General features: G+C 62.1%; 25 protein-coding genes. 13 read left to right on the top strand and 12 right to left on the bottom strand.

Annotated features, from left to right (window positions below; translation table 11 throughout):
* Positions 1 to 449 precede the first annotated feature (449 nt).
* From AC1DX4_RS16895 to AC1DX4_RS16875, 5 genes are all read left to right on the top strand, one after another.
* On the top strand, positions 450 to 1,082 hold the full coding sequence (locus AC1DX4_RS16895; protein ID WP_477221375.1) for a PAS domain-containing protein: 633 nt from the start codon (positions 450 to 452) through the stop codon (positions 1,080 to 1,082).
* 119 nt (positions 1,083 to 1,201) lie between these two features.
* Complete coding sequence (locus AC1DX4_RS16890; protein ID WP_477221374.1) at positions 1,202 to 1,819, top strand: PilZ domain-containing protein; 618 nt, start codon at positions 1,202 to 1,204, stop codon at positions 1,817 to 1,819.
* Positions 1,820 to 2,103: 284 nt separating this feature from the next.
* Positions 2,104 to 2,712 carry a transglutaminase-like cysteine peptidase gene (locus tag AC1DX4_RS16885; protein ID WP_477221373.1) on the top strand — a complete coding sequence of 203 codons (609 nt, stop codon included), beginning with the start codon at positions 2,104 to 2,106 and terminating at the stop codon, positions 2,710 to 2,712.
* A 189-nt stretch (positions 2,713 to 2,901) separates the two neighbouring features.
* Positions 2,902 to 3,660, top strand: a complete 759-nt coding sequence (locus tag AC1DX4_RS16880) for an NYN domain-containing protein (protein WP_477221372.1) — start codon at positions 2,902 to 2,904, stop codon at positions 3,658 to 3,660.
* Between the two features lie 109 nt (positions 3,661 to 3,769).
* Entirely contained in the window at positions 3,770 to 4,330 is a 561-nt protein-coding gene (locus AC1DX4_RS16875; RefSeq protein WP_477221371.1) for an ankyrin repeat domain-containing protein, read from the top strand.
* A 49-nt stretch (positions 4,331 to 4,379) separates the two neighbouring features.
* Here AC1DX4_RS16875 and AC1DX4_RS16870 read toward each other — a convergent pair whose 3' ends face one another.
* Both AC1DX4_RS16870 and AC1DX4_RS16865 read right to left on the bottom strand, forming a co-directional pair.
* Positions 4,380 to 4,907, bottom strand: a complete 528-nt coding sequence (locus AC1DX4_RS16870; RefSeq protein WP_477221370.1) for a gamma carbonic anhydrase family protein — start codon at positions 4,905 to 4,907, stop codon at positions 4,380 to 4,382.
* A gap of 19 nt (positions 4,908 to 4,926) precedes the next feature.
* A complete protein-coding gene (locus AC1DX4_RS16865; RefSeq protein ID WP_477221369.1) occupies positions 4,927 to 5,262 on the bottom strand; it encodes a DUF6949 family protein in 336 nt (111 codons plus the stop codon).
* Positions 5,263 to 5,379: 117 nt separating this feature from the next.
* On the opposite strand from AC1DX4_RS16865, the gene AC1DX4_RS16860 reads away from it, so the two are divergent.
* A complete protein-coding gene (locus AC1DX4_RS16860) occupies positions 5,380 to 6,111 on the top strand; it encodes a hypothetical protein (protein WP_477221470.1) in 732 nt (243 codons plus the stop codon).
* Positions 6,112 to 6,166: 55 nt separating this feature from the next.
* On the opposite strand, the gene AC1DX4_RS16855 is transcribed toward AC1DX4_RS16860, so the two are convergent.
* Together AC1DX4_RS16855 and cysE are read right to left on the bottom strand one after the other, a co-directional pair.
* Positions 6,167 to 6,370 carry a DUF3126 family protein gene (locus tag AC1DX4_RS16855; protein WP_195174981.1) on the bottom strand — a complete coding sequence of 68 codons (204 nt, stop codon included), beginning with the start codon at positions 6,368 to 6,370 and terminating at the stop codon, positions 6,167 to 6,169.
* A 156-nt stretch (positions 6,371 to 6,526) separates the two neighbouring features.
* The gene (cysE, locus tag AC1DX4_RS16850; protein WP_477221368.1) at positions 6,527 to 7,375 is read right to left on the bottom strand and encodes a serine O-acetyltransferase; all 849 of its coding nucleotides are present in this window, start codon (positions 7,373 to 7,375) and stop codon (positions 6,527 to 6,529) included.
* Between the two features lie 146 nt (positions 7,376 to 7,521).
* Here cysE and AC1DX4_RS16845 point away from each other — a divergent pair, with 146 nt between their 5' ends.
* Both AC1DX4_RS16845 and speB read left to right on the top strand, forming a co-directional pair.
* Positions 7,522 to 8,127: an HD domain-containing protein gene (locus AC1DX4_RS16845; RefSeq protein WP_477221367.1), complete on the top strand. Its 606-nt coding sequence runs from the start codon at positions 7,522 to 7,524 to the stop codon at positions 8,125 to 8,127.
* 48 nt (positions 8,128 to 8,175) lie between these two features.
* Positions 8,176 to 9,147 (top strand): agmatinase, encoded by a 972-nt coding sequence (gene speB / locus AC1DX4_RS16840; RefSeq protein ID WP_477221366.1) that lies wholly within the window; start codon positions 8,176 to 8,178, stop codon positions 9,145 to 9,147.
* Here the strand turns inward: speB and AC1DX4_RS16835 are convergent.
* From AC1DX4_RS16835 to AC1DX4_RS16820, 4 genes are read right to left on the bottom strand one after another with little or no spacing between them, the layout of a single operon-like run.
* Positions 9,140 to 9,511, bottom strand: coding sequence for a hypothetical protein (locus AC1DX4_RS16835; RefSeq protein WP_477221365.1), 372 nt, complete (start codon positions 9,509 to 9,511; stop codon positions 9,140 to 9,142). The genes speB and AC1DX4_RS16835 overlap by 8 nt on opposite strands.
* 21 nt (positions 9,512 to 9,532) lie before the next feature.
* Positions 9,533 to 10,300, bottom strand: coding sequence for an alpha/beta fold hydrolase (locus AC1DX4_RS16830; RefSeq protein ID WP_477221364.1), 768 nt, complete (start codon positions 10,298 to 10,300; stop codon positions 9,533 to 9,535).
* Between the two features lie 20 nt (positions 10,301 to 10,320).
* Positions 10,321 to 10,884, bottom strand: coding sequence for a DUF192 domain-containing protein (locus AC1DX4_RS16825; RefSeq protein ID WP_477221363.1), 564 nt, complete (start codon positions 10,882 to 10,884; stop codon positions 10,321 to 10,323).
* 24 nt (positions 10,885 to 10,908) lie between these two features.
* Positions 10,909 to 11,451 (bottom strand): cold-shock protein, encoded by a 543-nt coding sequence (locus tag AC1DX4_RS16820; protein ID WP_477221362.1) that lies wholly within the window; start codon positions 11,449 to 11,451, stop codon positions 10,909 to 10,911.
* A gap of 270 nt (positions 11,452 to 11,721) precedes the next feature.
* Here AC1DX4_RS16820 and gloA point away from each other — a divergent pair, with 270 nt between their 5' ends.
* Positions 11,722 to 12,162: a lactoylglutathione lyase gene (gloA, locus tag AC1DX4_RS16815; RefSeq protein ID WP_477221361.1), complete on the top strand. Its 441-nt coding sequence runs from the start codon at positions 11,722 to 11,724 to the stop codon at positions 12,160 to 12,162.
* Positions 12,163 to 12,306: 144 nt separating this feature from the next.
* Positions 12,307 to 12,603 carry a DUF2218 domain-containing protein gene (locus AC1DX4_RS16810; protein ID WP_477221360.1) on the top strand — a complete coding sequence of 99 codons (297 nt, stop codon included), beginning with the start codon at positions 12,307 to 12,309 and terminating at the stop codon, positions 12,601 to 12,603.
* Positions 12,604 to 12,707: 104 nt separating this feature from the next.
* Here AC1DX4_RS16810 and AC1DX4_RS16805 read toward each other — a convergent pair whose 3' ends face one another.
* The 3 genes from AC1DX4_RS16805 to ilvA all read right to left on the bottom strand — a co-directional run bounded on the left by AC1DX4_RS16805 (position 12,708) and on the right by ilvA (position 15,366).
* Complete coding sequence (locus AC1DX4_RS16805) at positions 12,708 to 13,409, bottom strand: outer membrane protein (protein ID WP_477221359.1); 702 nt, start codon at positions 13,407 to 13,409, stop codon at positions 12,708 to 12,710.
* A gap of 158 nt (positions 13,410 to 13,567) precedes the next feature.
* Positions 13,568 to 14,113 (bottom strand): DUF1697 domain-containing protein, encoded by a 546-nt coding sequence (locus AC1DX4_RS16800; protein ID WP_477221358.1) that lies wholly within the window; start codon positions 14,111 to 14,113, stop codon positions 13,568 to 13,570.
* Entirely contained in the window at positions 14,110 to 15,366 is a 1,257-nt protein-coding gene (ilvA, locus tag AC1DX4_RS16795; RefSeq protein WP_477221357.1) for a threonine ammonia-lyase IlvA, read from the bottom strand. The genes AC1DX4_RS16800 and ilvA overlap by 4 nt, the downstream gene beginning before the upstream one ends.
* A gap of 203 nt (positions 15,367 to 15,569) precedes the next feature.
* Here ilvA and AC1DX4_RS16790 point away from each other — a divergent pair, with 203 nt between their 5' ends.
* The 3 genes from AC1DX4_RS16790 to AC1DX4_RS16780 all read left to right on the top strand — a co-directional run bounded on the left by AC1DX4_RS16790 (position 15,570) and on the right by AC1DX4_RS16780 (position 19,453).
* Positions 15,570 to 16,973 carry an aminopeptidase P family N-terminal domain-containing protein gene (locus tag AC1DX4_RS16790; protein WP_477221356.1) on the top strand — a complete coding sequence of 468 codons (1,404 nt, stop codon included), beginning with the start codon at positions 15,570 to 15,572 and terminating at the stop codon, positions 16,971 to 16,973.
* Between the two features lie 100 nt (positions 16,974 to 17,073).
* On the top strand, positions 17,074 to 18,147 hold the full coding sequence (locus AC1DX4_RS16785) for an alpha/beta hydrolase (protein ID WP_477221355.1): 1,074 nt from the start codon (positions 17,074 to 17,076) through the stop codon (positions 18,145 to 18,147).
* A 142-nt stretch (positions 18,148 to 18,289) separates the two neighbouring features.
* Complete coding sequence (locus AC1DX4_RS16780) at positions 18,290 to 19,453, top strand: alpha/beta hydrolase (RefSeq protein WP_477221354.1); 1,164 nt, start codon at positions 18,290 to 18,292, stop codon at positions 19,451 to 19,453.
* Between the two features lie 25 nt (positions 19,454 to 19,478).
* Here AC1DX4_RS16780 and ade read toward each other — a convergent pair whose 3' ends face one another.
* The gene (gene ade / locus AC1DX4_RS16775) at positions 19,479 to 21,296 is read right to left on the bottom strand and encodes an adenine deaminase (RefSeq protein WP_477221353.1); all 1,818 of its coding nucleotides are present in this window, start codon (positions 21,294 to 21,296) and stop codon (positions 19,479 to 19,481) included.
* Positions 21,297 to 21,348 lie beyond the last annotated feature (52 nt).

Genomic DNA, 21,348 nt, shown 5'->3' with positions numbered 1-21,348 from the left:
AGCGGCGCGTGATTGGCAAATGTTGCTGCTGCCTGCCCCTACAGCCCGGGGTCGGGCTATCCCGGCGCCACCGATCACCGGACCTCCACAGGGGCTGCGACGGGCGAAAAAACATGCCCACCGTTAACCGCGAATCACGGGGCACGAATCAAAAAAGAAGCCGTCCAAGGTTTCCCTTGAACGGCCGGTCGAGCCCCCTGCTCCCCTAAAACTCTGACTGAAGTGCTGCCGATCGTCGCGAAACGACCGCTTCTGGAGTGGTTTTGGTGTGCCACGGGGCGCCCTCGGGCGCAACGTAAACCAGTTGTTAACCTTAACGGCCCCGACCCGTGAACAAGTGTTAACGATGCTGGCACGCTTCCTGCTCCGCAACGCATGTAAGTCATCGGAGGGCGCCCTTCTGTTCACCGATGGGACATCAGACGACAGAATGCGCGGAGCAGCATACCATGAACCAAAACGGATCGATCACGCTGTTCCATTACTGGAATCGCCTGCGTGACGGACGCCCTGCTCCGAAGCGATCGGAAGTCGAGCCGGCCGATATCAAGTCGCTTTTGGCCGATACGTTCATCCTGGAAAAGGATACACGCGGGCACCCCGTGTTCCGCCTCGCCGGCACAAGGATCTGCGCCTGCTATGGCCGCGAACTCAAGGGGTTCTCCTTCCCCTCACTGTGGCGCGAGAAGGATCAGCGGCTCGTCTCGAAGCTGATCCACGGCGTGTTCGACCAGAAATCCGTTGTGCTGATCACCTTCGAGGGTTTCAGCCGCAACGGCCGCTCCAACAAGTTCGAATTGCTTGCCTTGCCGCTTGACGGCGGCATCGAAAACCCGCGCTGCCTCGGCGTGATCAGCGCGGCGGAGAAACCGTTCTGGCTGGGCGCCGACCCGATCACGGACGCAATGATCGATTCGATCCGTGTCATCGATCCTGAGAAAGAGCTGCTCAACAACCGTCCGGCGATCGACGTTCCCTCGCTTGTTCCAGCCGAACTCGAGGCGCCCGATACGATCTCGGCGCTTGGCCGGGCGCGCCGTATCCGCCATCTCGTCGTCTTCGACGGCGGGCGCGAGGAATAGTTGATGATCACACAGTCGAGCAGGCTCGTTTTTTCCCTTTGTTAACCCGCTTTGTTGTACTTCTTTGATGAAGTCCTTCGCATCGACGCGCGGGAATGCCAAACGGGGTGTAGGCAGTCATGAGGTCAGCGGCGGTCGACTACGCGCCGTCCCAAGCTGAAAGGCGTAACTTTCAGCGCGTCCGGGTCAAAATATACGGGCGATTCATGCTGGAAGACCGCACCGAGCACCCTTGCCAGGTCGTCGACATGTCACCTGGCAACGTCGCGTTTCGCACCGACCGCATCGGCATGCCCGGCGAAAAAGTCATCGCCTATATCGACCATATCGGCCGCATCGAAGGCGTCGTCACGCGCACGCTGCAGGACGGCTTCGCCATGACGGTGATTGCGTCCGACCGCAAGAAGGACAAGCTTGCGGCGCAGTTGACCTGGCTTGCCAACAAGCACGAGCTCGACCTGCCGGAAGACCGTCGCCACGAGCGCGTCGCGCCGCGCAACCCGACCAGCGTGCTGCAGCTCACCGACGGCCGCCAATACCAGTGCCGGATCATCGATCTGTCGCTGTCTGGCGCGGCGGTCGAGATCGACGTCAAGCCGGCGATCGGCATCCAGGTCATGCTCGGCACAATGCGCGGCCAGATCGTTCGCCATTTCGAGGATGGCGTCGCCATCGAATTCGCCGTCATCCAGCGCCCCGAAACGCTCGATTCCGAATTCAACACGCCGCGCGCCTGACCGGACAGGACAGGACGACCAATCGAACCGGCCCTTCGTGGCCGGTTTTTTGTTTCTGGCAACACCGACCGACACCGTCCGGGTCAGCCGAGACTGTGACCTGCAATGCTCAACGCAGGCCACGCCTTCCGCCTTGCGAGCTCCGGCAATCCAAACAATTCAATACTCAAATGATTCAAATTTTATGTGTATTCTACTGGCGTTTTACTTAAAGTCTGCTTCGCGCTTTTGCGTCAAATAAATCCAGCCGTGGCAATGTCTCCTTCGAACGGGGAGACTAGAAAATGAAAAGAACGAGGGGCAAGCTGTTGCTGATGGCAATGGCGATGCAGCTTTCCGCTTGGGGATCAGCATATGCCGCGGGACCGGCCTATATGCACACCGGCGGACGTACCACACAGCCTGTTGGCCATTATGAATTCTGCCAGCGCATTCCTGGCGAATGCAATGAGAGGACGCCCAAAGGCGATCCGGTCGACCTGAGCCGCAAGCTCTGGGCGACGATCGTCAACATCAACAATTCGGTCAACACCCGCATCAAGCCGCGCACCGACATGGAAAACTACGGTGTCGAGGAGTATTGGGCCTATCCCGACAATGGCTATGGCGATTGCGAGGACTACGCGCTGGAGAAGCGCCGCGAACTGATGGACGCGGGCGTGCCGGCGGGTGATCTCTTGATGACAGTTGCGCGCCAGCCGAATGGCGATGGCCATGCCGTGCTGACCGTGCGCACCAGCCTCGGCGAGTTCATTCTCGACAATCTGGAAACCAAGGTGCTGTCCTGGACGGACACCGACTACACCTATCTCAAGCGTCAATCGACGGAGAACTCCGGCGTTTGGGTAACAATCAACGACGGCCGCTCCGACGCGGTCGCCAGCGTCCGCTAAGGGCGTAACGAGAAACCCGGTCGAGTCCCCACCCTCCCCGTCCCCAACGACCGGGTCAAAGGAGCCGGCCCCGTCCCCGGGCCGGCTCCGCCATTTCTGGCGGCAGCTGCCAAAATTGATCCAATTTCGATGGCATGGTGTGTGCTCGCGTCGCCATATCTCCAGAAGATATCAGCCGTAGGAGGTCTTATGCCCACCGACGCTCGATCACCACGTCTTGCGGTTCTTATCGACGCCGACAACACCTCCGCCAAGATTGCCGACGGTCTGTTCGAGGAGATCGCGAAGATCGGCGAGGCCAGCGTGCGTCGGATATATGGCGACTTCTCCAGCCTTCGGTCCAAGGGCTGGGCAGACATCCTGGCGAAGCACGCAATCATTCCGCAGCAGCAGTTCGCCTATACCACCGGGAAGAATGCTTCCGATATCACACTGGTGATCGACGCGATGGACCTGCTCCATAACGGCCGTCTCGACGGTTTCTGCCTGGTTTCTTCCGACAGTGATTTCAACAGACTCGCCCTGCGCATTCGTGAACAGGGCGTCGACGTGTTCGGGTTCGGCGAGCGGAAAGCCCCAAAGAGCTTCCAGCAGGCCTGTCACCGCTTCATCTGTACCGAAAATCTTCTGCGTGGCGCGGCGAACGGTCAGGGTGCCGCGCCCGCAACGAAGCCGGGCAAAACGCCAGGTGCAGCCCTGCCCATACTTAAGAAGGCCATCGGCCTGATGAAGAGTCCGGATGGCTGGGTGCTGTTTGGCACCTTCGGGAAGCAACTCTCAAACCTGTTTTCGGACTTTAATCCTCGGACCTATGGCTTCAGCAAGTTGAGCGATCTGGTGAGAAGTACAGGTGCATTTGAAATCGAAACCCCTAAGGGCGGCGCGATGCGAATGCGGACCAAGCCGACGCCTGGCAAAAAGGGAACAAACAAATCCGCTCAGCATTAGGCGCTTGACGTCCAGGGGTCGCAGCCGCCAGACGCATCCGAACCTCCCTTTCCACGCGTTGCAGATCGATGCACTATCAGCCGTTGCTTTCGTCCCCTGGATCACGGCGATGTTGGAAATCCCGGAAGATCGATGCGAGCGCCATCGCCTGTTCAAGGCTATCGACGATGCCTTCAAGGCCGGCGACTTCGAGGCGCTCGGTGCAGCCCTGGGCGGTTCGCCCCGCTGGTTCGACGAGCGCATGCCTTTCGAACTCGGCCTCGGACATCCGCTGGAATATGCGATCTATTGGAGTTCCGTCGGCTTCATCTCAACCCTGCTGGGTGCGGGCTCGGATCCGAACTACGGGGATCACGGCGGGTTTCCGGCAATCATTGCCGCGCTGTCCACCGACCGGGCCGACAGGCTGGAAATCGTGCGGGTGTTGATCGAGGCTGGCGCCGATCCAGACATGCGGGGCGTGAACGACTGGACACCGCTTCATTATTCAGTGGTCATCCGCGGTGTCGATGCGATCCGCCTGCTTCTGGCGGCAGGCGCCGACCCGACGCTCGAAACCCGCATCGACGACTACAGGACAGCCGCCGAGGAGGCCGACATTGCCGGCTTTGAAGCCGGAGCGTCATTGTTGCGCGATGCGATGGCCGGGCGTGGCTCCAACGGACGGTGAGTTGGCCCGCGACTAAAACGGTCGGCGACAGCTATTGGCCAAGCCGGCCTCAGACCTTCTTCAGCCCCGCCTTGAAGCGCTTGCCATTGGCGACGTAGTGCGCGGCCGAGCCGCGCAGCCTGGCAACGGCCGCATCGTCCAGCACCCTGATCGCCTTGGCCGGCGAGCCGACGATCAGCGAATTGTCCGGAAATTCCTTGCCTTCGGTGACCAGCGCGCCGGCGCCAACCAGCGAATTCTTGCCGATCCTGGCGCCGTTCAGCACGATGGCGCCCATGCCGATCAGGCTGTTGTCGCCGATCGTGCAGCCATGCAGCATGGCCCGGTGACCGATCGTGCAGCCTTCGCCGATGGTCAGCGGAAAGCCTGGATCGGTGTGCATGACCGTGTGTTCCTGCACATTGGTGTCAGCGCCGACAACAATCGGCTCATTGTCGCCGCGAATGACGACGCCGAACCAGAAACCGGCATTGCGGCCGACCCTGATGTCACCGATCAGCGTCGCGTCGGGCGCGATCCAGTTTGTGTCCGCGTCCGCGAAGCTGGGCTCCGTTCCGTCGATCGCATAAAGCGGCATTGTCGGTCTCCGAATCGTCTCAGATCCCGGACCCTAGGAGACCGATCATCCATGAGGCAATGGCAAGCACGACGATGCCGAGCGCCAGGGACCAGGCAATCGCCGTGCAGCCGCATGACAAGAGCGCCATTGTCGAAATACGATTCTCACGCCGGGCATCGAGGGCAGCGTTGACCAGCATGAACGGCCCGGCGCCAGCGGTGGCCGCCAGCGAGCGCAGCACATGCGCGGGCGACACATAGGGTTCGGCGAAGGCGACCTTGCGACCCGACACCAGTTCCATCGCCGAACCCGTCAGCCCGCAGACCGTCAGCCCGACGACAAAAGCGAACAGGAAGAGTTCCATCTGAGCCATCTTAACCTTCCATTTACCATGAAATCGCACAGTCGTTTCAGGAAGGCTGCAAGAGCCGTGCCGCGCGATGTGTGCCGTCGAGGGACACCGGGAATGGCGGTTGGGATGAGGACCGAGATGAAGCAGGCAGCGATAGCCGACGGCCCTGAATTCACCGTGGTCGATTCCACGCTGATGAGGCGGGTGTTCTATGCGTTCGCCGTACTTGCCTTGCTGTCGGTGGCGATCAGCCTTGGCGGCAAATGGTTCGGCCACTCGATCGCGATGGCCGGGTATACGGACGACACCACGGTGCGCCAGGTGGTGCTCGGCAAGAATGTGATTTCCGTGCCGGCCAATTTCATCCGTTTCGACCAGGCCCGGCGCGACGGCATTGCCTCGCGTCTCGACCTCTATCTGCGCTACCCCGAGATGGACGGCTACAGCGAAGCGGCCCGCGACGATTTCAATCACTCCGAAGCCAACCGGAAGATCATCTTCCTGTCCTTCGAACAGCAGATGATGTCGCGCGATATGAGCGGCCGGTTCGCGCCGATCTACAGCGCGCTGATCGTCCAGCCCGGCATTCCGGGACCTGGCGGCACGACAGTCTACGGGTTCAACGAGAAATCAGGCTATCTGAGCGAGGTGCTGGTGGTCGGCAAGCGCGGGGGCAAGGACCCATTCGTGGCCCGCTGCCTGAGCGGGCCGAGTGCCGGTCAATCGCTGGCGCCCTGCGAGCGGGACATCCATGTCGGCGACGATCTCAGCCTCACCTACCGTTTTCCCAAGGAATTCCTTGGCGACTGGCAGGCGCTTGACGCGGCGATGACGGCAGAGGCCGGGCGAATCCTGAAGCCCGGACATTGACCGACAGATGCCGAGGCCGGCCGCGCTCGGCGCGGCCCGCCCTCGGCTTACTGGCTCAGGCCAGATCGATGTCGAGGATCGCCATCGAGAAATTGTAGTCGCCGTCGTCCTCGTCCTTGAAGACGAGGCCGAGGAACTCGTCACCGACATAGACTTCGGCCGAATCTTCCTTGCGCGGCCGTGCCTTGACCTCGAGCTTGGGATTCTGGAAGACGCGCTTGAAATAGGCGTCCAGCTTTCTGATTTCGTCCGGCTTCAACAGTCTTCTCCGATCATCGGGCTTGCTGGTTTGAACGGCGCTTCTGGCACGTCGACAATGGCGATGTAAAGGCAAGCCGACCGTATTGCACCGGAAGCGGCAGCGCCGCCGGCCAAAAATCGCAACAACGCCGGACAGCGCGCCGGCGCGGAAAAATCAGATATCGAAGCTGACCACCTGGTCCATCGACTGCGACGGCAGAAGCTGGTCCATCTGGCGCGAGGGCTGGTCGCAACCGGTCTCGCCGACGACGCGGGCCGGCACACCGGCAACCGTCTTGTTGTGCGGCACGGGCGACAGCACCACCGAGCCCGCCGCGATCTTGGAGCAATGACCAACTTCGATGTTGCCGAGAATCTTGGCGCCGGCGCCGATCAGCACGCCACGGCGGATCTTGGGGTGGCGGTCGCCACCGGCCTTGCCGGTGCCGCCCAGCGTCACGCCGTGCAGGATCGATACATCGTCCTCGATGACCGCGGTCTCGCCGACGACGAGGCCGGTGGCGTGATCGATGAAGATGCCCTTGCCGATGCGGGCGGCCGGATTGATGTCGGTCTGGAAGACCGAGGACGAGCGGCTCTGCAAATAGAGCGCGAAGTCCTTGCGGCCCTGGTTCCACAGCCAATGCGCCAGCCGATGGGTCTGGATGGCGTGAAAGCCCTTGAAATAGAGCACCGGCATGATGAAGCGGTCGCAGGCCGGGTCGCGGTCATAATAGGCCTGGATGTCGACGCGCACGGTCGTCGGCCAGTCCTTGTCGTCGGCCAGCATCGATTTGAAGGTCTGGCGGATGAGATCGGAGCCTATATCCTGATGGGCAAGCCGCTCGGCGATCCGGTGGATGACTGCCTCTTCCAGGCTCTCCTGGTTGAGGATCGTCGAATAGAGGAAGGCGGCGAGCAAGGGATCGCGGTTGACCGCTTCCATCGCCTCGTCGCGGATCGAACGCCAGATCGGGTCGACCGGCTGCAACGAGCTGTGGCGGGAAATGCTGATGCTGTTCATCGACGTTTCGTCCTGCGTCCTGCTAGCTGGCCTGTTGTGCTTGCCTGCTGTCTGGCCGCACATATAAGCCAGATCATAGCACGATTGAACTCAATTTTCCTTAGTGCTGTGTCAAATGGATTTGGTTCGCAGGAATTCAAGCAGCCATGGAAAACGAACCCTTGATCGACACCGCCCTGAAAGCCGAGCTTTCGGCGCTCTACACGGCCGAAGACCGCCACTACCACAACCTCACCCATATCGAGGCGATGCTGGCGCTGGCCGGCGATTATCGAACCCTGCTCGGCGATCCCGAAGCCGTCGAAGCGGCGATCTGGTTCCACGATGCCGTCTACGACACCAAGGCCAAGGACAATGAGGCCAGAAGCGCTGGCCTTGCCGAGAAAAAGCTCGCGGGCCGCACCGATACCGGGCGCCTGGGCCGCATCAGCGCGATGATCCTCGCCACCGCCACGCACCAGTTGCCCCGGTTCGACGACGCGAAGGCCACGCGCGACGCCAGCCTCTTCCTCGACATGGACCTGTCGATCCTGGGTGCCGCGCCGGATGCGTTCGACGCCTATGAACGCGCGGTCCGCCGCGAATATGGCTGGGTGGAGGAGCCGATGTGGCGTGACGGACGGGGTGCCGTGCTGAAGGACTTCCTGGCCCGCCCGCACATCTTCCACACCGAGGAATTTCGCCAGCGCTTCGAGCCTCAGGCCAGGCTGAACATGGCGCGGTCGCTGGAGACCCTGCAAAAACCCTCGTGATTTTCGCGAGGCTTCGTCAAAAGCAATTTCTTCCGAGGTGCGGACATCATGAGCAGCAATTTCTTCCAGCCGATCGATGCCTCGGTCGTACCCCGCTTTGCCGGACTCTCCACCTTCATGCGGCTGCCGGCGGTGGCGAGCGCCGAGGGGCTCGATATCGCGCTGGTCGGCATACCGTGGGATGGCGGCACGACCAACCGCGCCGGGGCACGGCACGGCCCGCGCGAGATTCGCAACCAGTCGAGCCTGATGCGGCGCGTCCACCATGTCTCGGGGACCGAACCGTTCAGCATCGCCAATGTCGCCGATGTCGGCGATCTCTCGGTCAACCCGATCAACCTCATGGACGGATTGAAGCGCATCGAGGACGGCATCGCGGCGATCGTCACAGCAGGCGCCATCCCGCTGGCTGCCGGCGGCGACCATCTGACGACGCTGCCGGTGCTGCGCGCCGTCGCCAAGGATCGGCCGGTCGGCATGATCCATTTCGATGCCCATTCCGACACCAATGACCGCTATTTCGGCGACAATCCCTATACGCACGGCACGCCATTCCGCCGCGCCATCGAAGAGGGACTGCTCGACCCGAAACGTGTGGTGCAGATCGGCATTCGCGGCTCGATCTACGAGCCCGGCGAGCATGACTGGGCGGTCGCCCAGGGCATTCGCATCATCTACATGGAGGAGTTCGTCAGGCGGGGTGCTGCCAGCGTCATGGAAGAAGCGCGCGCCATCGCCGGAACCGGACCGACCTACGTCACCTTCGACATTGACTGCATCGACCCGTCGATGGCACCGGGGACAGGCACGCCCGAACTCGGCGGCTTCACCACCCGCGAGGCACAGGAGATGGTCCGACTGCTCGACGGATTGAACATTGTCGGCGCCGATGTCGTGGAAGTGGCGCCGCCGTTCGATCTTGCCGACATGACGGCGCTGGCCGGCGCGACGATGATGTTCGAACTGCTGTGCGTGCTGGCGAAGTCGGTTCAAGCCGCGAGAGCGCCGAACGTCAGGTAAAGGCGCCTATGGTCGACGCCATTGCCGCGAGGATGGCCAGCCCCGCCGCCACCGACAGTCCATTGAGGATGATGCCCAGCAGGCCAAGGGCGCGATTGTCGTTCGAACGCGCCAGCGCCATGATGCCGAAGACAAACCCGGTGATATGCGCCAGCGGGGCGGCGAGCAGGAACACCGCCATGAAGAACCCGATGGCGACGTTCTGAACCGACTGGGATGTATCGCTCGGCATCGCCACCATTATGGCGATGGCAAGCGCTCCCGCCGTGAAGGCCGCCAATGCCAGTATGACCGAACGTTTGCCGAACCGACTGCGAGCCACGGCGCCTAGTATGGCCGCCGTGCTTCTTCCCCATTGTGCCATCGTTGCCCCCCGGCCAACCGCTCAAAGCGGATATTCAGCATAAAACTCCAGCACGCGCTGCTTGAAGGTCTTGTCCCCGACCGCCAGCATATGGTCCCTGCCCTCGATGTGGAAAGCCCTGGCGTTCGGCATCAAGGCGGCGAGCTCGTCCGGTGAGCCGCCAATGTCATCCGTCGTACCGACCGCGACCAGCGTCGGCTGGGCGATGCGGGCAATATCGTCCTCATCGAGCAACTCCCGCGACTTGGCGATGCAGGCGGCGAGCGCCCGGCGATCGCTGCGGGTCTGGTCGGCGAAGGCGCGGAAAGAGCGGCCGCGCGGATGGGTGGTGGCAGCCGGATCGTCGGCAAGCAGGGCCGCGGCAATCGGATCCCAGTCGCCGACGCCGTCGATCATGCCGATGCCGAGGCCGCCAAAGACCAGCGTCGCCACCTTGTCCGGATCGGACAGTGCCAGGAACGCCGCGATGCGCGCGCCCATCGAATAGCCCATGACATGGGCCCGTTCGATGCCGAGATGATCAAGCAAGGCGGCGCCATCTGAGGCCATTTTCGCCGGTGTATAGTCGGCTTCGTCATAGCTCTTCGATGACGAGCCGTGACCGCGATTGTCGAAGGCGATGGCGCGATAGCCGGCATCGTTGAGCGTCTTGAACCAGCCGGGCGACACCCAGTTGACGTAGTGGCTCGAGGCGAAGCCGTGGATCATGAGCACAGGATCGCCCTCGCCCGACGCCGGCTGGCGGTCGAGGAAGGCAAGATCGAACCCGTCATGGGAAAAAACCTGCATCGGAAGGCGATCCCCGGGGCTCAGTTGGAATCGACGTTCGGAGAATCGCCCTTATCAGCCGGCGGCATACCGGGGCCAGATACGGTGCCGACCGCCGGATGGCGCAAAAGGTCGTCATAGTCGATGCCGTTCCTGGCGGCGGTGCCAGCCTTGAGTTCGAGCACGAAGCGCACCGGTACGCCTGGCGAAATGATAGCCTCGGATTGCGGTTCGCCGTGCTTGATCGCCCGGATCTTGCCATCCTGGCCGACAAAGATCAGGTCAAGCGGCATCGGCGTGTTCCGCATCCAGAAACTGACCTGCTGCGGTATCTCAAAGACAAACAGCATGCCGTGATCGTCCGCCATGTCCTGGCGGTACATCAAGCCGGCCTCGCGCTCCGCATCGGTGTCGGCTACTTCGATGGAAAACGAGCGATTCCCGTCTTTCGTCACCACGACCAGCGGCGTCGGATCGACCTGAAGGATCATCGCCCGGCTGTCGGCCGAGGTCGGTCTTTCTGAATAGAAGAAAGCGCCCGCGGCCACGATCACCGCAGCAATGGCGCAAAGCACGCCCGCCGTCAGCCAGTTCCTGTGAGCCATGCAAAGTCCTCGACCGAAATCGTCCTAGTGCGAAACCGGCAAGGTACCCATATCGGGGTGAATTTCGGCGGCCATAAGGCCTTTGTCACCGCGGCCGAAACGGACAAGCACGACCTGCCCCGGCCGAAGCTCGGTGATGCCGTAACGGCGCAAGGTCTCCATGTGGACGAAAATGTCCTCGGTGCCCTCACCGCGCGTCAGGAAGCCGAAGCCCTTGGTGCGGTTGAACCACTTGACCAAGGCGCGTTCGAGCCCGCTCTCCGGCGTCACCGCGACATGGGTGCGCTGTTCCTGCATTTCCGCGGGATGGACGGCGGTGGTGACATCCATGGAAAGCACACGGAAGGCCTGCAGTCCACGATCGCCCTGTTTGACAAGACAGACCACGCGCGCGCCTTCCAGGGCTGTCTGGAAGCCGTCCCGTCGAAGGCATGTCACATGGAGGAGAATATCGCCCGAAACACCGTCATCGGGAAGGATGAACCCATATCCCTTGGCCACATCGAACCACTTGATGGCGCCGGCAATTTCGGTCAGGTCGGCGGCATCGCCGCCTTCGTCGCGCATCAAGGCGTCGCCAAGGGTTCCGGCCCGCCCCGTCAAAGAGGCCTTTTCCCCCATAAGAATGCCCCCTTTGTTCAAGAACACCGCAACTGATTCTTGACACCAGATTAACACCGCGGCTTCCGGTGTGTGCAAGACCTTCCCTGCCTTTTTTCACGGTTCATTGCGGGAATACCGGATTTGTTCTTTGCCGGCGTCGCCGGCCGCCGGAGATTGCCCTTTGAGCGGGCCGACCCTATGTTGCGCCGCAACCCAACAGATCGAGGAAAACACATGCGCTATCTGCACACAATGGTCCGCGTCGCCGATGTCGATGCCTCGCTCGATTTCTACTGCAACAAGCTCGGGCTGAAGGAGGTCCGCCGCTATGAAAACGAGCAGGGTCGCTTCACGCTGATCTTCCTCGCCGCCTCCGAGGACGAGGAGAGCGGCGTCAACGACAAGGCGCCTTTGGTCGAGCTCACCTACAATTGGGACCCCGAGGACTACAAGGGCGGGCGCAATTTCGGCCACCTCGCCTATGAGGTCGACGACATCTACGCCACCTGCCAGCACCTGATGGACAACGGCGTCACCATCAACCGGCCGCCGCGCGACGGCAACATGGCCTTCATCAGGTCGCCGGACGGCATCTCCATCGAGCTTCTGCAAAAGGGCCCGGCGAAAGCCAAGGCCGAACCCTGGGCTTCGATGGCGAACACCGGAAGCTGGTAAGCGTCGACCTGCCATCGGGCGGGATTTGCTCGGCCGCCTTTGCCGTTTCTCACGAAGGCACCTATCTACCCGAACATGGCGCCAACCCGGAAGGTCCGGCGCCATGTCAAGCATTGGGCGCCTGCCCTTCTGGAGAATTCACTTATGCCGACCAGCCGTGCCGATGTCGCCACCGAACATGCCAGCCGCTATCTGCAGCAACTGTGCAAGCACTGGGCGCACAAATTTCCTGTCGAATTCGACCCGACCCACGGGACCATCGATCTGACGTCGCTGGGACACACAGTCATGGATGCGGACGCGAGCACGCTGCACATCACGGTGTCGACCGACGAAGCCGGATCGATCGAACGCCTGGAAAGTGTCGTCGCCGACCACATCAAGCGCTTTGCCTTCCGCGAAGAGCTGACCTTCGACTGGAAGCCGGCCACGGCCGCATAGGCTATTCGCTGCTCAGTTCGGCGCCGAAATAGCCAGAGCACTCAGGACAGCTCTGGCGCCGCGTTGTCGCGACGCCATCTGAGCCATGTCGGAACAGCAGAAGGTCAGAACCTGTAATTCAGGCCGATCTTGATCGTATGAGCGTCGATCTTCACCTTCGCGTCGTCACCATTGATGTCGGTCAAACCGACCTTGCCGAAATCGAAGTACTGATATTCCAGCTTGGTGGTCCATTTCTCGGAAATGGCCCATTCAGCACCGCCACCGATTGTGTAGCCGAAACGGCCACCGCTTTTCGATGCACTGTGGTCCGGATCGATGTCACCGCCGTCGAGGTCGCCGTAACTCACTTTGTAATGTGTGGCCGCGGCGCCGCCCTTTGCATAGATCAACAGCCTGTCGGTCGCATACCCCAGGCGTGCGGTCAGATCGCCGTAGACGCCCAGTTTTGTCGATCCGAAATTGTCGGGATCTTCAACAACAAAGTTGTCACCACGAACCCCCAGATAGCCCAGATCGGCTTCGACACCGTATACGAACGCACCAGACTGCCAGTTGTAGCCGGCCTGAACGCCGCCGAGAAAGCCATCGGTATTGACGTCCAAGGTTTGGCCTGGATCTTCCTCGAAGAAATTGCCGCTCGGATCAACCGCGTCAGCACTTCCCCAGCCATAGCCGGCGTTGATACCGACATAACCGCCTGACCAGATAAATCCCGCTGGCGTCTCCATTGTGACCACGTCGGCCGCGAACGTTGCACCGCAGGCAGAGATCAAGAAAGTAGACGCAATAATTAGGCGCTTCATCAAATTCCCCCAAAATAGACTGGGAGAATAACACGGCGCGAAATATTTCGGCAGCCCTGCAAGTCAGACAGTCACAAATTGTTGCAGAAAAATCACAATCGCTTGATCAGGAACAACACGCGCCGCACCGGTAGGCTGCACTTTGTATCAAAGGCGCTTCAGAGCACGCGAGCCATCTCCAGCAGCGCCAGCACCGAGCGCCAGTTGCGCGCGGTGCCAGGTACCCTCAGAGTGCGCGGGATCAGCCCGGCAAACACTGATTTGCCGAGCCCGTCCGGCGCGCTGAGGTAGAGCACGTCGCCCTTGACCTCGAAGCGCTCGGGGCCGGTGCACTTTTCGGCCAGCCGCGCCACCTCATCGGCCGTCGGCTCACGCTCCAGCGCATAGGCATGGAGCTTGGTGTGGTCGGCGGCCACTTCCGGATAGGGATTTTCGCTCACCAGCCGTTCGAACCAAGAGAGATCGCGCACCATGATGCGCGAATAAAAACCCCATTTCTTCTCGAAGGCCGCCTCGATCTGTTTGGTCAACGCGGCGGCGTCGCCCTTGCCGCCCCGGAACACGACATTGCCGCTCTGCACATAGGTGGCGACATCGGAAAAGCCGAGATCCTCGAAGAACGAGCGCAGCTCCGCCATCTTAACGATGCGGTTGCCGCCAACATTGATGCCGGAAAACAGGGCGATGAAGACCTTTCCGCTCATATGATGAACCCCGCCAATGTCTCGTTGTCGGTGATGTCCTGATACTGGACGCCCTCGGCCTCGAAATTCGCCTTCAGCAGATCGAAGTTGCGGCGGTCCTTGGTTTCGATGCCGATCAGCACCGAGCCGAAATTGCGCGCCGACTTCTTCAGATATTCAAAGCGCGCAATGTCGTCGTCGGGGCCCAGCATTTCGAGGAAATCGCGCAGCGCGCCGGGCCGCTGCGGAAAGCGGATGATGAAGTATTTTTTCAAGCCCTCGAAGCGCAGTGCCCGTTCCTTGACATCGGGCAGCCGCTCGAAATCGAAATTGCCGCCTGAAACCACGGCGACAATGGTCTTGCCGCGGATTTCCTTCCTGGAAAAATCCTTCAATGCGTCGATCGCCAACGCGCCGGCCGGCTCGAGCACGACGCCTTCGACGTTGAGCATCTCGATCATGGTCGCACAGAGCCGGTTCTCCGGGATGAGCCGCACCGTCTCGGCGGCAAACTCCTTGAGGTATCGCAAGGGTTCGCGGCCGATCTCGGCGACCGCAGCACCATCGACGAAGTTGTCGACCTTGGCGAGCTTCAGCCGTTTCCCAGCCGCGAGGCTGTCATGCAGGCTCGGCGCGCCGGCCGGCTCGCAGAAGATGAAACGCGCCTCCCGGCCCTGATCGGCGAAATAGTGCGTCACGCCGGCCGCGAGGCCGCCGCCGCCGACCGGCAGCATGATGATGTCGGGCATGCGTGCGCCCGGCATCTGGTCGGCGATCTCATAGGCGACCGTCGCCTGGCCTTCGATGATGTCCTTGTGGTCGAAGGGCGGCACCATGTGGGCGCCCGAGCTTTCGGTGAATTCGAAGGCGGCGCGATAGCAGTCGTCGAAAAAGTCGCCGACCAGCCTGATCTCGACGAAATCGCCGCCGAACAGCCTGGTCTTGTCGATCTTCTGCTGCGGCGTCGTCACCGGCATGAACACCACGCCCTTCTTGCCGAAATGGCGGCAGACGAAGGCGAAACCCTGTGCATGGTTGCCGGCCGACGCACAGACGAACAGTTCAGCCTGATTGCCGGCAGCAAGCGCCTTGCGGAAGAAGTTAAAGGCGCCGCGGATCTTGTAGGAGCGCACCGGGCTAAGATCCTCGCGCTTCAGCAGCACCCGCGCGCCCGTCTTCTTCGACAGATAGTCGTTTTCCTGCAGCGGCGTTTCGGGAAAGATCTGGCGGATCGCTGCGGCGGCGACGGCGACGCGGGAGGAAAAACTGGTCATTGGAAAGTCACCTTGTGCCGCATATCCGCGCGGACCCTTGTCATCAAACCTAGCCGCACAGTGCCTGTCTGTTGCATCCTGACCTCGCGCAGCCGATCCTGCCTATTGCATATCCGGCCCCGCAACGCCATTGTGCGACCCCTCATGCCCCTCCCGCAAAGGGCATTCACAGAATCCTTGCAAGCACTTGGGAGCGTTTGTTCATGCCTGTCGTATCGGTCGGCCTGAAATCCATGTCGCTGCCGGAATTCGGCGAACCGACAGTGATGCCGCTGGTTGCCCGGAACACCCATGAAGCGCGCATCGAAGCGCTGATCGCGCGCGGCGCCAAGGCCGGCTTCAATGCCTTCGCCATCTATGGCGACCGCGAACACGCGGCCAATGTCGCCTATCTCTCCGGCTACGATCCGCGTTTCGAGGAAACCTTGCTGGTCGTCGTTCCCGGCAAGCAGCCAAGGCTGCTCGTCGGCAATGAGGGCTGGGGCTATGCCGAAATCTGCGATGGGCCTTACGAGCGCGTGCTCTACCAGACCTTCTCGCTGCCGGCGCAGCCACGCGACCGCTCGAACGCGCTGCCCGACATCCTTGCCGGCTGCGGCCTGAAGCCCGGCGACAGGATCGGCGCCATCGGCTGGAAGCCTTTTGGCGCCGGCGACGCCGGGTTCGATGAGATGACGCTCGACCTGCCGTCCTTCATTGCCGATACGCTGCGCACCTTCGTCGGCGACAAGGGCGCGGTGATGAATGCCGCCAATCTTTTGATGAACCCCACCGACGGCCTGCGCGCCATCAACGAGGCCGACCAACTGGCTGCCTTCGAGTTCGCCGCGACCTTCACCTCGCAAGGGCTGCGCAATGTGCTGCGAGGTATCGAACCCGGCATGAGCGAACTGCAGGCGGCGCGGCTGATGGGCATGAACGGCCTGCCGCATGGTTGTCACCCGATGCTGTCGGCCGGAAAACGCGCCGCCTATGGTTTGCCCAGCCCCCGTCTCGACATCATTCGGCGTGGCGATCCGATCACCATGGCTTATGGCATCCAGGGCGCGCTCAACGCCCGCGCCGGTTTCCTGGCCGAGGATGCTTCCGAGCTGCCTCCTGACATCCGAGACTATGTCGAAAAGCTGGTCGCGCCGTATTTCGCCGCGGTTGTCGACTGGTACGAAGCGATCGGCATCGGTACGGCGGGCGGCGCTTTGTGGAAGGCGGTGCATGACCGCATCGGTGACCCGTTCTTTGGCGTCTCCCTCAATCCCGGCCATCTCGTCCATATTGACGAATGGATGCACTCGCCGGTGTTTTCCGGCTCCGACATCAAATTGCGATCCGGCATGGCGTTGCAGGTCGACATCATCCCGGCGACCGGCAGCGACTATTTCACCACCAACATCGAGGACGGCATCGCGCTCGCCGACGAGGCACTGCGCGAGGAGATCGCGGCGCGCCATCCCGAAGCCTGGAGCCGTATCGAGGCGCGCCGTGCCTTCATGGCGGATGTGCTCGGCATCCGCCTTAAGCCCGAGGTGCTGCCCTTCTCCAACATTCCGGCGTTTCTTCCGCCATTTTGGCTTTCGCGCAACAGTGCGATGGCTGTAACCGGGCGCTGACCACATTTCGGCAGGACACGACTTAGTTCTGCCGCACTCTCCCTGTCCGGGAGGTGTCGCGGGGGTGGATGGGCCTTTTGGCCGGAGTGGAATTTCAGACGTGCCTTTGAAGAAGATATTTTCGGTTGTCCTTGCCTTGCTCGTTGCCGGCTGCGCCGGCCCGCAAACTCAGGAATTGCTCGGCAGCGCAGTCATGTCCGCGCCGGTGACGGAAATCGCCGGCAACCACTCGATCTTCATCGCCACGACGCGCAAGAAATCCGACGATCCCAACAAGGTTTTCGACGGCGAGCGCTCGGCCACGCTGAACTATGCCCGCGTCAACGTCACCGTTCCTGGTCTGCACCAGACTGGCCAGATCGAGCGGCGCTCGCGTGGCAAGTCGAATGATCCGGCCAAATATTTCATGGCTTCCGAGGTCGTCGGCTACGACGCGCAGCCGAAATTCTCCAGCGCGCTCAACGCCGATATCGCCGCGCGCGGCGGCCGCGTCATGGTCTTCGTGCATGGCTACAACACCGGCTTCGACGATGCGGTCTACCGCTTGACGCAGATCGTTCACGATTCCGGCTACCCGGGCACGCCAGTGCTGTTCTCCTGGGCCTCGGGCGCCAAGACCACCGACTATGTCTATGACAAGGAAAGTGCCAGTGCTGCGCGCGACCAGCTCGAAGTGACCTTGCGCATGCTGGAGCAGTCCGGCGCGCGGCGCATCGACATTGTCGCGCATTCGATGGGAACCTGGGTGACCATGGAAACGCTGCGCCAGATGGCCATCAGCGGCGACCGTGATCTTGGCGGCAAGCTGGGCGATGTGGTGCTGGCCTCGCCCGACATCGACGTCGACGTGTTCAAGAGCCAGATGCGGCGCTACGGCAAGCCCGACAAGCCATTCATCCTGCTGTTGTCTGACGACGACCGCGCGCTGAGGCTCTCCGGCCTGATCGCCGGTTCGCGGCCACGCGTTGGCGACTACAAGGATGCCGCCGACCTTGCCTCCTACGGCGTGACGGTGGTCGATCTCTCCAAGGTCAAGGGCAGCGACAGCTTCAACCATACGAAATTCGCCGACAATCCGACCCTGGTGAAGATGATCGGCCAGCGGCTGCGCGAGGACGACGGCTTCGCCAGCGACCGGGACGTGACCGACCGCATCACCCAGCTCGGGCAGTAGATGCGCCGCCACGGATTTCGCCGTGCCTGTTCACCATTGCTGAGCCACCAGGCCACTTTGAACTGGACCGCGCCGGTCTCTGGCTCTATCGGAATGACTGGTGACGTCACGTTTTGACGTCACCCTTTACGGGAGCCGGCGCGTGACCGTGCGTTTGAAGAGTGTCGTCGCCATAACTTTCGCGCTGCTGGTCGCCGGCTGCGCTGGAAATACGCACGATCTGCTCAACAAGACGACGGTCGCGGTACCGGCGTCCGCCATCGCGGCCACACATGCGATCTTCGTCGCCACCACCCGCCAGAAGGCGACGAAGGACCCGCGGCAGGTGTTCGATGGCGATCGTTCGCTGACCACCAGCTTCGCCCGGGTTGATGTCACGGTTCCGACGAGCCATCAGGTCGGCGCCATCGAGCGCGCCAAGGGTTCCGCCAACAGCAATCCGGCCAAGGATTTCACCGCCAAGGACGTCACCTACTACGAAGGCGCGCCGCAATTCGCCAAGGCGGTCGGCGCCGACATCGCCATGCGCGGCGACCGCGCGCTGGTTTTCGTGCATGGCTTCAACAACGGCTTCGACGACGGTGTCTACCGGTTGACGCAGATCGCCCACGACACGAAATATCCGGGCACGCCGGTGCTGTTTTCCTGGGCGTCGAGCGCCAAGACGACGGGCTATATCTACGACAAGGACAGCGCCAACGCCGCCCGTGACGATCTCGAGGCGACGCTCAGGATGCTCGCCAAGACGCGGGTCAAGAGTATCGACATCATCGCTCATTCGATGGGAACCTGGTTGACGATGGAGGCACTGCGCCAACTCGCCATCACCGGCGATCGCGATCTCGGCGGCAAGCTCGGCTATGTCGTCCTGGCTTCACCCGACATCGATGTCGACGTGTTCAAAAAGCAGATGATGCGTTACGGCAAGCCGGACAAGCCGTTTGCCGTGCTGCTTTCAAGCGATGACCGGGCGCTCAAGCTGTCATCCATCATCTCGGGCGACAAACCGCGTGTCGGCGACTATGGCAATGCCGCCGATCTCGCCAGCTATGGCGTCTCCGTGGTCGACCTGTCCAAGATCAAGGGCGGCGACGGTGGCCTCAACCACGCAAAATTCGCCGACAATCCGATCCTGGTGCAATTGCTCGGCGACCGCCTGCGTACGCCGGCTGGCCTGGCTTCGGACGAACCCGATCCGGCACAGCTCAACAATCTCGGCCAGGGCCTCGGCAAGGCCGTCGGTTCGGTCGCCGAGGTCGTCATCACCACGCCGTTCAAGGTGCTGACCATCGTCACCGGGGGGTGAGCGAGTCACCGGCGACGGGGCTGAACTAGACGAACAGATCGACCTTCTGGAACGTCGTCACGTCGATCAGGCCGACATCGGAAATCCTCAGCTCCGGAATGACCACCAGCGCCAGCAACGAGTGCTGCATGTAGGCATTGTTCAGGGAACACCCCATCTTGCGCATCGCCTCGGTCAGTTTTTCCGCCTTGGCGGCGACGATCTCGGCGCGCTCGTCCGACATCAGGCCGGCGATCGGCATTTCGACCAGTGCCAGTTCCTTGCCCTTGGAAAACAGCACGACGCCGCCGCCGACTTCGCCCAGCCGATTGACCGCCAGCGCCATGTCCTGCTTGTTGGTGCCGACACAGATGATGTGGTGGGCGTCATGCGCCACGCTCGAGGCCATGGCGCAATCGCCCATATAGCCAAAGCCGGAGACGAAGGCGTTGGTGACGCCGCCCGTGCCCTTGTGCCGCTCGACCAGCGCGATCTGGCAGACATCGTTGCGGCGATCCATGGCGACCAGCCCGTCCTCGACCGGAAGATCGGCCTCCAGCGCCCGCGTCGGCGCCTGGTTCTCGATGACGCCGATGACCCGCACCCGCACTTCGTTGGCGCCCTTGGGGGCGGCGATGTCGAAATCTGCCGCCTTGAATTTCTTACCTAGCTTGACGGTGTTCTTTGCCGTCTTCGGGTAGTCATAGGCCGGAATGTCGATGTCGAGCTTGCCGCCCTTGGCCAGCCTGGCGCCGCGGGCATAGACCTCGTCGATGGTCATTGCCGCGAGATCGGAGACGATCAGCAGGTCGGCCAACCGCCCCGGCGCGATCGAACCGATCTCGCGTTCCAGCTTGAAATGCTGGGCGGTGTTGATCGTCGCCATCTGGATCGCCGTCACCGGCTTCAGCCCCTGTTGGATGGCGTGGCGCACCACACGGTCCATGTGCCCCTCGTGCACCAGCGTGCCGGAATGGCTGTCGTCGGTGCACAGGATGAAGTTTCGCGGATCGATGCCGCCTTCGGTCACCGCCTTGATCTGCGAGGCAACGTCGTACCAGGCCGAGCCCAGCCGCAGCATCGCCTTCATGCCCTGGCGCACGCGGGCAATCGCATCCTCGGCGCGCGTGCCCTCGTGATCGTCCTCGGGTCCGCCGGCGACATAGCCGTGGAACGGCAGGCCAAGATCGCGCGAGGCATAGTGGCCGCCAACGGTCTTGCCTGCCTTCACCGTCGCGGCGATCTCGCCCGACATGACGGGATCGTTGGCGACGACACCGGGGAAATTCATCACTTCGCCGAGCCCGATGATGTTTTCCCATGTCATCGCCTCGGCGACATCGGCGACCGTCAGTTCGGCGCCGGCATGCTCCAGGCCAGGTGCTGAAGGCACACAGGACGGCATCTGCACATGCACGTTGATCGGCATCGCCACCGCCTCGTCATGCATCAGCCGCACGCCCGGCAGGCCGAGCACGTTGGCAATCTCGTGCGGATCGATGAACATCGACGTGGTGCCGTGCGGGATGACGGCGCGGCAGAATTCGGTCACCGTCACCATGCCGCTCTCGACATGCATATGCGCGTCGCAGAGGCCGGGCACCAGGTAGCGCCCGCCGGCATCGACCACCTTGGTGCCCTGGCCGATGGCGTGGCTGGCATTCGGCCCGCAATAGGCAAAGCGGCCGCCGGCAATGGCGATGTCGGTGCCGGCGATGATCTCGCCTGAGTGAACGTTCACCCAGCGGCCGTTGCGGATGACGAGATCGGCGGGCTTGCGGCCCATGGCGACGTCGACCAGATGCGTCGCCATCTCGGTCCACGGTTTTGGCTTCGTCGCATGCGCCGCCGGCTTCTTTGCCATGAGKGGACTCCTGTTTGCACGACTGTGCCAAGCCTGCCTGGTTTTGACCAGC

This window comes from Mesorhizobium sp. P3_A8 (assembly GCF_056402995.1).
Note: the sequence above shows the minus strand (reverse complement) of the source record. Positions and strands in the feature narration are given on the sequence as shown.

Coding starts and splice junctions, on each gene's coding strand:
- AC1DX4_RS16790 (WP_477221356.1), top strand. CDS start 15,570: ATGCCTGTCGTATCGGTCGGCCTGAAATCCATGTCGCTGCCGGAATTC.
- AC1DX4_RS16800 (WP_477221358.1), bottom strand. CDS start 14,113: ATGAGCGGAAAGGTCTTCATCGCCCTGTTTTCCGGCATCAATGTTGGC.
- AC1DX4_RS16830 (WP_477221364.1), bottom strand. CDS start 10,300: ATGCAGGTTTTTTCCCATGACGGGTTCGATCTTGCCTTCCTCGACCGC.
- AC1DX4_RS16835 (WP_477221365.1), bottom strand. CDS start 9,511: ATGGCACAATGGGGAAGAAGCACGGCGGCCATACTAGGCGCCGTGGCT.
- AC1DX4_RS16870 (WP_477221370.1), bottom strand. CDS start 4,907: ATGCCGCTTTATGCGATCGACGGAACGGAGCCCAGCTTCGCGGACGCG.
- AC1DX4_RS16865 (WP_477221369.1), bottom strand. CDS start 5,262: ATGGCTCAGATGGAACTCTTCCTGTTCGCTTTTGTCGTCGGGCTGACG.
- AC1DX4_RS16890 (WP_477221374.1), top strand. CDS start 1,202: ATGAGGTCAGCGGCGGTCGACTACGCGCCGTCCCAAGCTGAAAGGCGT.
- AC1DX4_RS16860 (WP_477221470.1), top strand. CDS start 5,380: ATGAAGCAGGCAGCGATAGCCGACGGCCCTGAATTCACCGTGGTCGAT.
- cysE (WP_477221368.1), bottom strand. CDS start 7,375: ATGAACAGCATCAGCATTTCCCGCCACAGCTCGTTGCAGCCGGTCGAC.
- AC1DX4_RS16820 (WP_477221362.1), bottom strand. CDS start 11,451: ATGCGCGACGAAGGCGGCGATGCCGCCGACCTGACCGAAATTGCCGGC.
- ade (WP_477221353.1), bottom strand. CDS start 21,296: ATGGCAAAGAAGCCGGCGGCGCATGCGACGAAGCCAAAACCGTGGACC.
- AC1DX4_RS16805 (WP_477221359.1), bottom strand. CDS start 13,409: ATGAAGCGCCTAATTATTGCGTCTACTTTCTTGATCTCTGCCTGCGGT.
- AC1DX4_RS16825 (WP_477221363.1), bottom strand. CDS start 10,884: ATGGCTCACAGGAACTGGCTGACGGCGGGCGTGCTTTGCGCCATTGCT.
- AC1DX4_RS16875 (WP_477221371.1), top strand. CDS start 3,770: ATGTTGGAAATCCCGGAAGATCGATGCGAGCGCCATCGCCTGTTCAAG.
- AC1DX4_RS16895 (WP_477221375.1), top strand. CDS start 450: ATGAACCAAAACGGATCGATCACGCTGTTCCATTACTGGAATCGCCTG.
- AC1DX4_RS16885 (WP_477221373.1), top strand. CDS start 2,104: ATGAAAAGAACGAGGGGCAAGCTGTTGCTGATGGCAATGGCGATGCAG.
- ilvA (WP_477221357.1), bottom strand. CDS start 15,366: ATGACCAGTTTTTCCTCCCGCGTCGCCGTCGCCGCCGCAGCGATCCGC.
- AC1DX4_RS16810 (WP_477221360.1), top strand. CDS start 12,307: ATGCCGACCAGCCGTGCCGATGTCGCCACCGAACATGCCAGCCGCTAT.
- gloA (WP_477221361.1), top strand. CDS start 11,722: ATGCGCTATCTGCACACAATGGTCCGCGTCGCCGATGTCGATGCCTCG.
- AC1DX4_RS16880 (WP_477221372.1), top strand. CDS start 2,902: ATGCCCACCGACGCTCGATCACCACGTCTTGCGGTTCTTATCGACGCC.
- speB (WP_477221366.1), top strand. CDS start 8,176: ATGAGCAGCAATTTCTTCCAGCCGATCGATGCCTCGGTCGTACCCCGC.
- AC1DX4_RS16845 (WP_477221367.1), top strand. CDS start 7,522: ATGGAAAACGAACCCTTGATCGACACCGCCCTGAAAGCCGAGCTTTCG.